Here is an 11741-nt window from a genome sequence, read left to right as displayed (position 1 = left end):
GAGGCAGCCGGTAGGGTGCTGGCGTGATGGTCGAACGGGCGGTGGCGGCGGACGCGGGAGAGATCCTCACCCTGCAACGGGCGGCGTACGTGAGCGAGGCCCAGCTCTACGGCGACCCCTACATCCCGCCGCTCGTGGAGTCGCTGGAGCAGGTGCGCAAGGCCGTCGAGACGGGCGTCGTGCTCAAGGCCGTGGACGCCGGCCGGATCGTCGGCGCGGTGCGCGGGCAGGTGGCCGGCACCACTTGCCTGGTCGGGCGGCTCGTGGTCGCGCCCGACCGGCAGGGGCAGGGGCTCGGTACGGCCCTGCTCGCGGCGCTGCACGAGCAGGTGCCGGAGGCGGGGGCGTTCGACCTGTTCACGGGGCATCTGTCGGAGGGGAACCTGCGGCTGTACCGGCGGCTCGGCTACCGGGAGACGCGGCGGGAGCGGATGGACGACCATCTCACCCTGATCCACCTGCGTCGCAGTCCGGACTGAGCGCTTCGCCGGGGCGCGCACGGCCGTTCGCGTGCGACGACGCCGTCCGCCCTGCACCCAGATCCAACTGATCCACAAGAAGCACTCCCGATGCTGCTGCGCATGCGGATGAAAAAACTCTTGTGGCCCGCGGTCGTGCTCGCCCTGACCGCGCTCGTCACCGCCCCCACCGCCCAGGCCGCGGCGAACGGGACCGGCACCAGCGACTTCAACGGTGACGGCTACCAGGACCTGGCGCTGGGCACTAGCAGGGCGCCGGGCCTCCAGGGCGTCACGGGAGCCGTCACCGTCCTGTACGGCGGCCCGAACGGCATCTCCGGCCACTTGGTACGCCGCCCGGCGCCCGGCTGCCTGACACCGTCCAAGAGCCCCTGCAGCAACTGGGGCCTTCAGGTGGCCGCCGGTGACCTGGACGGCGACAACGACGCGGAACTGCTCTTCCTCGGCGGCTACCCGGCCATGCAGATCGACACCTGGGAACCCGGCGGCGTCCGGACAGTCAGCACGGACGCGGGCGGCCCCAACTGGTTCACGCGGAACCTGACCATCGGACAGTTCGACGGGCAGCCCGGCGCCGACATCGTCGGCGGCCAGTTCGAACTGCCCTACCCTGGCCTGTTCGCCGCCAACATCAGCACCAGCCTGAACGGCGGCGCGTGGGCCCGGCACTACCTCAACAGCGGCGAGAACGCCCAGGACCGCATCTACTCGATGGCCACCGGCGACGTCCACGGCACCGGCCGGCAGCAGGTCGCCCTGATCTCGAGCAGGTCTCCGAACGAGTCCCCTTACCTCTACCTCCTGGACGACCTCACCCCCAGGTCGCGACCCGCGAGAACACCCCGTGGGCCTGGGGCGCCCTGTGCAACGCCGACAACCGGGACGTCCTCGGCTGCCCCAGGAAGGACTCCCGGCTGGCCATGGGCGACGTGGACGGCGACGGCCACGTCGACCTCGTCATGACCAACCCCAGCATGCGGGGCATCCAGATCTGGTACGGCACGGCCTCCGGCCTGTCCGCCTACCCGGGCTTCTCCAAGCACGACATCGGCTGGTTCGACGTCGGCGCCGAGATCGGCGGCGACGTCGCCGTGGGTGACGTCGACGGCGACGGCGCGGCCGAGATCGTCCTGGGCGCGCCCAACGCCACGGCGTCGGGGCAGGCGGGAGCGGGCGGGATCGTGGTGATCCCGGGGTCGAAGAGCGCACCTCGTGGCCCGGTGCTCGCCGCGGCCCGTCTCATCACCCAGGACGCCATGACGGCCCCCGACGGGAGCGCCACCGACCCGATCGGTGAGCAGTCGCAGGCGGGCGACCGCTTCGGGCAGACGGTCAAGGTGCTGGACGTCACCGGTGACGGCAAGGCCGAGGTCGTCGTGGGCGCCCCGGCCAAGAACGGCGGCGCGGGCATGCTCGTCGTCCCGCGCGGCTCGTCCGGCGGCGTCTCGGCCACGGGCACCCAGGTCTTCCACGCGGACCAGTTCGGCCTCGCCTCGCCCGACACCGCGTTCGGCAAGCTCCTGGCCCGGTAGCCCGTGCCCGGTCCGGGCGCGGCCGGTCCGGGCACGTCTCGTGGTCAGGCGTTCAGCGATCTCCGCACGGCGGCGTCCACGAACTGGCGCACCTCCTGCTCGGTGAAGATGTCGGGCAGGGTCAGCCGCTCGACGATGAGCCAGTTCAGGGCGAGGTAGAGGAGGACCACCGAGGTCGAGTCGCCGGGCAGGCCCGACTTCGCGTGGTAGCCGATGTTGGCGTCGATGTCCTCGCGGATGCGCTTGGTGAGCACGGCGCGCAGCTCAGGACGCCGGGTGGACTCCAGGCGGAGCTCGAGCAGGGCCAGGTAGCCGGAGTTGAAGGCGGTGATCCGGTCCACCAGCTCGTGCATGAGCTCGGCGTAGCGGGTCTCGTCCTGCACGCCTTCCTGGCCGCGGGCGAGCGTGGCCTCGTCGGGCAGCAATCGTTCATAGATGCGTCCGCCGACCTGGGTGAACAGGTCGTCGCGGTTGGCGAAGTAGTTGGAGGCCGTGCCGGGGGCACGGCCGCCTCGGCGTCGACGGCCCGGAACGTCAGCCCGCGCGCTCCTTCCCTGGCCAGCACCTCGATGGCCGCGTCGATCAGCGCCTGCCTCCGCTCGGGGTTCTTCCGCACTTGACACCACTCCACTCGTAGTACTATGTTCAAACCACTTCAGACATAGTACTACAGCAGGAGTTGCTCCGTATGCGCAAGCTCGTCTACTACATCGGCGTCTCCCTCGACGGCTACATCGCCGGGCCCGGCGCCGAGTTCGACTTCTACCCCGTGTCCGCCCAGATGGCCGACTGGATCAACACCCGATATCCCGAGACGCTGCCCACCCACGTCCGCAAGCTTGTCGGCCTTGAGGGCGTGCCCAACAAGGTGTTCGACACCCTGGTGATGGGCCGCGGCACCTTCGAGCCGGCCCTGGAAGTGCCCACCACCAGCCCCTACTCCCACCTGCGCCAGTACGTCGTCTCCAGCACGCTGACGATCGACGACCCCACGGTGCACGTCGAGACGGGCGACCCGATCGAGCTCGTCCGGCGGCTGAAGGCCGAGGACACCGGCATGGACATCTACCTCTGCGGCGGCGGCAAGCTCGCCGGCTCCCTGCTGCCGGAGATCGACGAGATCATCCTCAAGCGCTACCCCGTGGTGGCGGGGGCGGGCATCTCCATGTTCTCGGGCCGGTTCAGCCCCACCCTGTTCACCCCCACCAGGCGCGAGTCCTTCGACAACGGCGCCCAGGTCACCTGGCTCACCCGGGCCTGACACACACCCCCAAGGAGGAAAAGTATGCATATCAAACTCCCCGCCACGATCACCCAGGCCAAGTCCGGTCAGCAGGCCCGCTCTCCGCACCGGCACGACCAGCCGGCGCGCGACCTCAAGCCCACGGGCCGGGCCAACCTCTCCCGCCGTCCGACCGCCGCCCCGCGCCGCGGTGGATACTGAGCGAGCCGGCGGGATGACCGGGTACGCCGGGATGGGTAGTCTTTTCCGGTGCTGAAGATTGGGCTCACCGGCGGCATCGGCTCCGGCAAGAGCGAGGTGTCCAAGCGGCTGTCGGCCAGGGGCGCCGTCGTCATCGACGCCGACAAGATCGCGCGTGAGGTGGTCGAGCCCGGCACGGTGGGGCTGTCCCGGGTGGTGGCCGCGTTCGGGGAAGGGGTGCTGCGCCCCGACGGCTCGCTGAACCGGGAGCGGCTGGGCTCGGTGGTCTTCGCCGACCCCGACCGGCTGGCCGCGCTCAACGCGATCGTGCATCCGCTGGTGGGGGAGCGGGTGGCCGAGTTGCAGGGGCAGGCGGCCGACGACGCGATCGTGGTCTACGACGTGCCGCTGCTCGTGGAGAACAAACTGGCGCCCATGTACGACCTGGTGATCGTGGTCGACGCGGCCGACGAGGTGCGGATCCGGCGCCTCGCCGACCATCGCGGCATGCCGGAGGCCGACGCCAAGGCCCGCATCGCCGCCCAGGCGAGCCGGGAGGACCGCCTGGCCGCCGCCGACCTGGTGATCCCCAACGAGGGCTCGCTCGCCGACCTGGAGACCCGGGTCGACGAGGTCTGGCACGAGCTCGTACGCCGCGCCGCCCGCGGCTAGTCACCCATCGGTCAGAAGGGCGAGTCGAGCGGCACCTGACGCACCCCCGGCAGGTACGGATCCAGCTCCCCCAGCTCGAACCGCGACATCCCGATGACGTGCCAGAACTGACCGCCCGGCTCGCCGTGCACCTTGTAGCGCCCGTCCGGCGTCAGCGAGGCCCACCCCTCGGGCAGCCCCAGCAGCGTCGCCCGCCGCTCGCCGCCCTCCCAGAGGATCACCACGCCGTCGTCGCCCGCGCTGGCCAGCAGGTCGGACGTGGGGCTGTAGGCCACCGACCACACCCGGCGCGCGTGCCCGGTGAGGGTGTGCAGCAGCCGCCCGGTCGCGGTCTCCCACACCCGTACGGTCATGTCGTCGCCGCCGGTGGCCAGGTGGCGGCCCGTGGCGTCGAAGGCCAGGCTCCACAGCCGGCCGTCGTGCTGGGTGAGCGTGTGCGCCAGGCGCGGCTGCCAGGGTTGGCCGGGACGCAGCTCCCACACCATCGCGCGGCCGTCGTTGCCGGCGCTGGCCAGGTAGCGGCCGTCGGGGGAGAAGGCCACGGAGTACACCCGGTCGGTGTGGCCCTCCAGCGTCGCCACCCGGCCGCCGGAGGCGACGTGCCACAGGCGGACGAGCTTGTCGTCGCAGCCGGTGGCCACGTAGTCGCCGAGGGGGCTGAAGGCGATCGAGCGCACCCGCCCCCGGTGGTCGACCAGGTCGACGGCCATCCGGCCGGTCGGCCGGTACCAGATCTTGACGCTGTCGTCGTCGTTGGCCGTGGCCAGCATGTTGCCGTCGGGGCTGAACGCCTCGGCCCACACGTGGTCGGTCTCGGCGTGCAGCTCGCGCTCGTAGTCGCCGGTGGTGGCGTTCCAGAAGTGCACGCCGCCGTCGTTGCTGGAGGTGGCCAGCACCGGGCCGGCGGGCGAGAACAGCGCGGAGATCAGCCGGTCGGCGGTGCCGGTGAACTCCCGCAGCCGCCGCCCGGTGTGCGGCTCCCACACCCGGACGACGCCGTCGTTGCCGCTGGTGGCCAGCATCGAGCCGTCGGCGCTGAAGCGCACCGACGAGATGCGCCGGCCGTGGCCGCGCAGCACCCGCTGGCACTGCCCGGAGAGCGGGTCCCACAGGCGGACGGTGCCGTCGTTGCTGCTGGTGGCCAACTGCTGGCCGTCGGGACGGAACGCGAACGGCCAGACCGAGCTGCGGTGGCCGGTCAGCTCGACGCGCTTGCCGCCGCCCACGGGCTGCAGCCGGACCGTGCCGCCGGAGTCGCCGCTGGCCACCGTACGGCCGTCGGGGCTGAAGGTGACCTGGTAGACGGCCGCCGTGTGGGTGGTGTGCACGCCGAGCGGCTCGCCGGACGCCTGCCACAGGCGGACGCTGCCGGCGGTGTCGCCGCTGGCCAGCATCGAGCCGTCGGGGGAGAACGTCAGGCAGTAGACGCTGCCGGCGTGCCCGGTCAGCTCGTGCCGGGGCGACCAGGTGGCGGTGTCCCAGAGCCGGATCGTGCCCGCCTCGTCGCCGGTGACCAGCAGGGTGCCGTCGGGGCTGTGCACGGCCCGGAAGACGCTGCCGCGGTGGCCGTCGAGGGTCACGGCCGTCTCCCCGGCGGTCAGGTCCCAGACCCGGACGACGCCCGCCGAGTCGCCGGTCACGAGCTGCGAGCGGCCGAAGGAGGCGGTGTAGACCGGCGCGCGGTGGCCCGGGAGCTCGTGGAGCAGCCGGCCGGTCGCGGTCTCCCACACCCGGACCACGCCGTCGCCGCCGCCGGCCGCCACCAGCTCGCCCGAGGCGCTGAGGCGTAGCGGCCACACGCCGTCGGGATGGCCGGTCAGGGTGTGCAGGCGCCGGCCGGTGAGGGTGTCCCAGAGCAGGACCGTGCCGTCGCTCGCGCCGGTGGCCAGCAGGTCGCCGGCGAAGGTGACGGCGTAGACGCGGCCGCGGTGGCCCTGGAGGGTGCGTACCGGGGAGCCGCTGGCGCACAGCAGCACGCCGCCGTCCTCGTTGCCGATGGCGATGGTCGAGCCGTCGGGGCTGTAGGCGATGGGCTCGGGCAGGCGGGAGGTCTGGAAGTGGTAGCCGTACGGGACGCCGATGCCGGCGGGCGCGAACTCCACCTCCACCGGCTGGCCCGGCACCACCGCCGCGCCCGGCAGGTGCGGCAGCGTGCCGGTGACGTTGATCAGGGACGCCCGGTGCCAGCGGGCGCCCTCGACCGTGACGTCGCTCAGGTCGACCTGCGCCAGCCGCGCGCCCGACAGGTCGGCCCCGGTCAGGTCGGCGCCGGTCAGCCTGGCGCCGTCGAGCCGGGCGCCGGCCAGGCTGGCGTCACGCAGCACGGCCCTGGACAGGTTCGTGCCGGCCAGGGTGGCCTCCGACAGGTCGGCGCCGGTCAGGTCGACCTCCTGCAGGTCGCGCGCCGACAGGTCTTCGCCCTTGAGGTTCGCGCCGCGCAGGTCGGCCTTGGCCGGGGTACGCAGCCTGGCCGCGATCTTGACCGCGTTCGCCCTGGCCACGTCGTCGGCGGGCGGGTCGGCCACCCAGGCGCGCAACGCCCGTACGTCGGCCAGGTCGCACAGGAACTCGACGGTCAGCGCCGACAGCGGCCTGCGGGTCAGCGGGAGGGGATTGTCGAGGTTCGCGGCGATGTGGCGGGCGATGAGCCATTCCATCACCGAGGCGTGGATGAACCCGAACATGCCCTCCTCGGTGCGCACGAGCAGGCTGCCCGAGCCCATCGCGTGCGCGGCGTGCGCGGGCGAGAGCTGGCCCGAGGCCAGGTCGCTCAGCGTCTCGCCGATCTCGGTCAGCTCGTCGACGCCGAGCAGCGTCTCGCCGCTGTCCCACAGGCGCAGCGCCAGCGCGGTCACCACCCGCCACAGCTCGCCGATCGACAACGCGCCGGGCGAGCCGGGGACGCGGGCCCGCCGCTCCTCGAAGGCCAGCCAGGTGCTGAGGATCTCCTCGTACAGCAGGGCCGGGCTGAGGGTGTGCTGGGCGCCGGCGACCGTGCGCAGGCGGTCGGCGTCGAGGTCGGCGATGAAGCTGAGCATGCGCGGGTTCTGGGCCAGCGCGAGCAGGTCCTTGATCTCGCCCATGAGCGACATGCGGGCGCCGGCCTCGTCGCCGTCGTCGAAGCGGTTGGCCAGGTAGGAGCGGATCTGGTCGTGCGTGAAGTCCTCCACGCTGAGCACCCGCCGCTGCGGCAGCACGCCCACCATCTCGCCGAGCGAGGTCAGCACCTGGCTGTGCGACTTGAAGTGCTGCGTACGGCTGGCCACCACGATCTTGGCCTTGTCCTCGGCCGCGGCGAGCAGGGTGGCCAGGTGGTCGGCCGCCCGGTCGTAGGTCAGCCGGGTGACCAGCTCGTCGAACCCGTCGAACAGCAGCACGATGCGCCCCTGCCGGAGCAGGTAGCGGAACGCCTTGAGGTCGATGAACTCCTCGCCGTGCCCGGCCAGGTGCGCGGCGACCAGGGCGTCGACCGAGTGGGCCTTGTCGAGGGCGCGCAGCTCGATGAAGATCGGCGTCAGGTGCGGCAGCTCGGCCGGGATGCGCCTGGCCAGCTCGCGCAGCGCGAACGTCTTGCCGTGGCCGAAGTCGCCGAGCATCAGCAGGAAACGGCCGTGGTCGGTGGCCAGCAGCCGCATCAGCTCGTCGGTGAGCCCCTGCCTGATCTGGCTGCCCGGCCGGTCGAGCTCGCGGTAGCGCTGGGGGACGTAGAGGCCGGGCGGGTAGCGGCGGTCGCCGGTGAGCCTGGCGGTCTGCTCGGCGACGTACCCCGACAGGTCGAGCAGGCCCTGGAACTCCACGAAGCTGCGCGTCCGCACGCCCTTGCGCATGAGGTCGTCGCGGAGCGCGCGGGAGGCCGGCGGGCCCTGGTAGACCAGCTCGGCGGCCAGGTCGGCGGCATGGGCGCGGCGGGCGAACCCGGTCGCGGCGGCCTCGGTCAGCTCGCCGACGTGCGCGCCGATCATGAGCTGCCGGACGAACCCGTCCTCGGGGTGGGTGACCACCAGGTGGTCGGGGAAGCGGCGGATCTTGGCCCGCTCGTGCCGGGCCTCGCAGACCTCGGTGATGCGGTCGAGCAGCAGCTCGACGGGGCTCGGCTCGCGCTCCTCGGGCTGGGCGGCGGGCGGCGGGGTGCCGGGGGTCTCACCGGTGAACGTGGCCCGCACCGCCCGCCAGCCGTGCCGGGCGCGTGCGGGCTTGCCGGTGTCGGGCGTCCAGGTGCGCATGCCGTCGGGGGAGATCTCGACCACCTGGTGGCGGCCGGAGCGCGGGGCCACGACCGCGGCGAAGCCCGGCCGCGGCTCTGCGGCCGGGACGCCCGCGCCGGACCCGTGGAAGAGCAGGTTGAGCCGGTGGGTGAGCAGCCGGTCGAAGGTGGGGGCGTCCCGCAACGCGGCGGGCGGATGGCCGATCGCGCCCAGCCGCAGCCAGGCGCTCTCCTCGTAGGGACGCAGCCGCTCGGCGAACCACGCGGCCTGGGCCTCGCCCAGCAGCGCGTACGCGTCGCGCTCCAGATGGCTCATCGCCATCGTGGAGTTTAGCCCGGCCACGACCACCCTCAGGTCGGGCACCTCGAACAACGTCCAGGGCTGGCCGCCGTCGAACACCCGGTCGTCCAGCCCCTGGTACACCTCGCGGAACAGCCCGGCGAAATGCCGCCACTTGGGCCAGTAGGGGGGCTGCGGGCTCACGTCGTCGGCCTCGCAGGTCATGAAGTACGCGCTGGCCGCGGCCTTGGTGACGTCGCGCGGGCCGGGCAGCAGCACCAGCCGGTGGGGCTCCAGCCCGATCAGCAGCCGCAGGTCGGTGACGAACTGCGTGGCCTGCGCGAACTGCCCCAGGCTGCCGGACTCGGTCAGGTCGCCGCTCACCACCATCAGGTCGGGACGCGGCATGCCCCGGTCGTACATGGCGGTCAGGTCGGCCCAGATGCGGGCCTGCATGTCCTCCGGCGTGAACGGCTCGCCGGGATCGGGCAGCGCCCGCCCGAACCTCGGCCCGCCGATGTGCAGGACGTTGACCGACTCGCGCCCGCGGTCGTCGCCGCCCGAGGGCGGGAACTTGGGGGCCGTCACCGGGGTGCGGCGGGCCCTGGCCAGGTCGGCCGTCGGGGGCAGCGTCGGAGGGGCCGGGGGCGGGACGGCCCGGCCGGTGGGGAAGGCGGGGGCGGCCTCCGGCTTGGCCCGCCCGGCCAGCGCCTCGCCGACCCGGCCCAGCAGCAGCGCCCTGGCCTGCCCGGAGTCGGTGACGCCGAGCAGGTCGACCCAGGTGATCGTGGACAGCAGGCCCTCCAGCTGCACGTCCTCCAGCCGGATCGTGACGAGCTTGTTGGAGGGGTTGTCGGGGTCGGCGCGCATGGCCGCCTGCCACTCCATGCGCCCGTAGCGCGAGGTGAGGTAGTTGCGCGAGAGCACGGCCACGACGAGCTGCGCCTCACTGACCCCGCGGTCCATGAAGTCGATGAAGTTGGTGCCGGGCACGAAGTCCCAGGCTTGGATCATGGTCCGGTAGCCGGCCGCCTCCAGCTCCCAGGCGATCCAGGTCGCCCAGGCGGTGTCGGCCGGGGAGTAGCTGACGAAGATCTCGGTCGGCCTGCCGTCACGTGCCATCTGCTCAGTATCCACCGAGGAATCGGTGATTTGGAGTCAGTGTGCGATCATCGTCGAGTGTGGCGGCGTCTGGCTGTGCTCGATCTGATCCGGATCGGGCTGCTTGCTCTCGGTCTGGTCTTCGTGGCGACCGGTCTGCTGCCGTGGCGCGACGCCGTCGAGAGTCTGGAGACGATCGGGCCGTTGCTGATCTTCCTGGTCGCCATCATCGTGCTGGCCGAGCTGACCAAGGAAGCGCAGGTCTTCGACGCCATCGCGGCCAGGATGGCGGTGCTCGGCCGCGGTAACTACACCGCACTTTTCTTTCTTTGTACGGCTTTCGCGTCATTTGTCACCATATTTCTGAACCTTGACACCACCGCCGTCCTGCTCACCCCCGTCATGCTCGCCCTGGCGCCGCGGGCCCGCATCGCCGCCCTGCCGCTGGCGATGACCACCATCTGGCTGGCCAACACCGCGAGCCTGCTGCTGCCGGTCTCCAACCTGACCAACCTGCTCGCCATGGACAAGCTCGGCCTCGACGCCCAGGGCTTCGCCGCCCGCATGTGGGCCCCGCAGCTCGCCTCGATCGCGGTGACGATGGTGTTCCTGTGGGTGTTCTTCTGGCGCCGGGGCGAGCGCCGCGACCTGCGTTACACGCCGCCGGTGCTGGAGCCGGTGGCCGACCGCGTGCTGTTCGGCGCGGCCGCGGCGGGCTGCCTGCTGTTCATCGCCCTGCTGCTGCTCAAGGCGCACGTCGCCGTCGCCGCCACCGCCGCGGCCGTGCTGGTGGTGCTGGCCTTCCTGGTGCGCGACCGGGCCAAGCTGACCTGGAGCCTGCTGCCCTGGCAGCTCGTCGTCTTCGTGACCGGGCTGTTCCTGGTGGTGCCCACGCTCAGCGCCCACGGGCTCGACGCGCTGATGACGTGGATGATCGGCACGGAGGGCGACCCGTACCGGACGGCGGCGGTGGGCGCGGGCCTGTCGAACGCGATCAACAACCTGCCCGCCTACAAGGCCGTCGAGGCCGTGATCCCGGCTGCCGACCAGGACCGCCTGCTGGCCCTGCTGGTGGGCACGAACGTGGGCACGGTGATCACCCCGTGGGCCTCGCTGGCCACGCTCCTGTGGTTCGAGTCGTGCCGCCGCCACGGCGTCGCGGTGCCGCTGCGCCGCTTCCTGCTGACCGGCGCCGGCCTGGCCGTCGTCGGGCTGCCGGCCACGGTCTGGGCCCTGGTCACCTTCGGCTGAGCAGCGAGGGCGTCAGCCGGGCAGCAGCGACATCAGCCCGGGAAGCGCCCGCGGGTGGGCGGCCACGAAGCTGCGGTCGTCGGCCGAGCCGTCGATGCTCTCCTCGAACGGGCCGCCGTCGAGCGCCCTGATCTCGATCCCGGCCTCCTGGGCCAGCAGCGCGCCGGCCGGCAGGTCGACCGCCTCGGCGCGGTAGCCGACGATGCCGTCGATGTCCCCGCGGGCCAGCATCGCCCACGACAGCAGCGGCGCCCACAGTTGCAGCACCCGCCGCGCGCCGACCTCCAGCGCCGCCTTCAACGCCAGTACGGTGGCGTCGCCCCTGTTCACGCCGTACCCCTGGGTCCAGGCCAGCAGCGGGCCGTGCGGGCTGGCCGTGTACGGCGGCGCCAGCCGCGCCCCCGTGGACGCCACGGCACCGCGCCCCCGGATCGCCGACCACGTCTGGGCCGTCACCGGGTCGTGCACCACGCCCAGCACCGGCCGCCCGGCCCGGCACAACGCCACCCCCACGACGTACGTGGGCAGCCCGATGGCCACGTTGTTGGTGCCGTCGAGCGGGTCGACCAGCCACGTCCACTCGCCGCCCGCCGCGCCGATCAGCCCGGACTCCTCGGCCACGATCGCGTGCGAGGGGAAGGCCGTCAGGATGCGCTCGACCAGCAGCTTCTCCGAGGCCAGGTCGAGATCGGTGACGACGTCGCCGGCGTCGCCCTTGGCCCGGATGCCGACGGCCCCACGCGTGCCCGCCGCGAGCAGCGCCCCGGCGGCCTGGGCGGCCTCGACGGCCACAGAGCGA

At 72.6% G+C, this 11741-nt stretch carries 9 protein-coding genes and 1 pseudogene; 7 read left to right on the top strand and 3 right to left on the bottom strand.

The window, feature by feature from the left end; genetic code table 11:
* Positions 1-26: 26 nt before the first annotated feature.
* The 3 genes from ACNF49_RS41750 to ACNF49_RS41740 all read left to right on the top strand — a co-directional run bounded on the left by ACNF49_RS41750 (position 27) and on the right by ACNF49_RS41740 (position 2011).
* A complete protein-coding gene (locus ACNF49_RS41750; protein WP_482945654.1) occupies positions 27-479 on the top strand; it encodes a GNAT family N-acetyltransferase in 453 nt (150 codons plus the stop codon).
* A gap of 90 nt (positions 480-569) precedes the next feature.
* Positions 570-1442 carry an FG-GAP repeat domain-containing protein gene (locus tag ACNF49_RS41745; RefSeq protein WP_482941217.1) on the top strand — a complete coding sequence of 291 codons (873 nt, stop codon included), beginning with the start codon at positions 570-572 and terminating at the stop codon, positions 1440-1442.
* On the top strand, positions 1400-2011 hold the full coding sequence (locus ACNF49_RS41740; protein WP_482941216.1) for an FG-GAP repeat domain-containing protein: 612 nt from the start codon (positions 1400-1402) through the stop codon (positions 2009-2011). Before ACNF49_RS41745 ends, ACNF49_RS41740 begins: the two co-directional genes overlap by 43 nt.
* Positions 2012-2055: 44 nt before the next feature.
* Here ACNF49_RS41740 and ACNF49_RS41735 read toward each other — a convergent pair.
* Positions 2056-2627 (bottom strand): annotated as a pseudogene (locus tag ACNF49_RS41735) (TetR/AcrR family transcriptional regulator).
* A 72-nt stretch (positions 2628-2699) separates the two neighbouring features.
* On the opposite strand from ACNF49_RS41735, the gene ACNF49_RS41730 reads away from it, so the two are divergent.
* Genes ACNF49_RS41730 through coaE form a run of 3 tightly spaced genes read left to right on the top strand, consistent with a single transcriptional unit; the run spans position 2700 to position 4106 of the window.
* Positions 2700-3272 (top strand): dihydrofolate reductase family protein, encoded by a 573-nt coding sequence (locus ACNF49_RS41730; protein ID WP_482941215.1) that lies wholly within the window; start codon positions 2700-2702, stop codon positions 3270-3272.
* Positions 3273-3296: 24 nt separating this feature from the next.
* Positions 3297-3455 carry a hypothetical protein gene (locus ACNF49_RS41725; protein ID WP_357968237.1) on the top strand — a complete coding sequence of 53 codons (159 nt, stop codon included), beginning with the start codon at positions 3297-3299 and terminating at the stop codon, positions 3453-3455.
* A gap of 48 nt (positions 3456-3503) precedes the next feature.
* A complete protein-coding gene (coaE, locus tag ACNF49_RS41720) occupies positions 3504-4106 on the top strand; it encodes a dephospho-CoA kinase (protein WP_482941214.1) in 603 nt (200 codons plus the stop codon).
* 11 nt (positions 4107-4117) lie between these two features.
* Here coaE and ACNF49_RS41715 read toward each other — a convergent pair whose 3' ends face one another.
* Positions 4118-9712, bottom strand: a complete 5595-nt coding sequence (locus ACNF49_RS41715) for a TIR domain-containing protein (protein WP_482941213.1) — start codon at positions 9710-9712, stop codon at positions 4118-4120.
* A 75-nt stretch (positions 9713-9787) separates the two neighbouring features.
* Here ACNF49_RS41715 and ACNF49_RS41710 point away from each other — a divergent pair, with 75 nt between their 5' ends.
* Complete coding sequence (locus tag ACNF49_RS41710; RefSeq protein ID WP_482941212.1) at positions 9788-10942, top strand: ArsB/NhaD family transporter; 1155 nt, start codon at positions 9788-9790, stop codon at positions 10940-10942.
* A gap of 12 nt (positions 10943-10954) precedes the next feature.
* Here the strand turns inward: ACNF49_RS41710 and ACNF49_RS41705 are convergent, their stop codons facing one another.
* Positions 10955-11734 (bottom strand): inositol monophosphatase family protein, encoded by a 780-nt coding sequence (locus ACNF49_RS41705; RefSeq protein ID WP_482941211.1) that lies wholly within the window; start codon positions 11732-11734, stop codon positions 10955-10957.
* Positions 11735-11741 lie beyond the last annotated feature (7 nt).

It is taken from the genome of Actinomadura sp. ATCC 39365 (assembly GCF_054392275.1).
The sequence above is the reverse complement of the archived record's forward strand: the minus strand, read 5'-3'. Positions and strand labels throughout refer to the sequence as shown.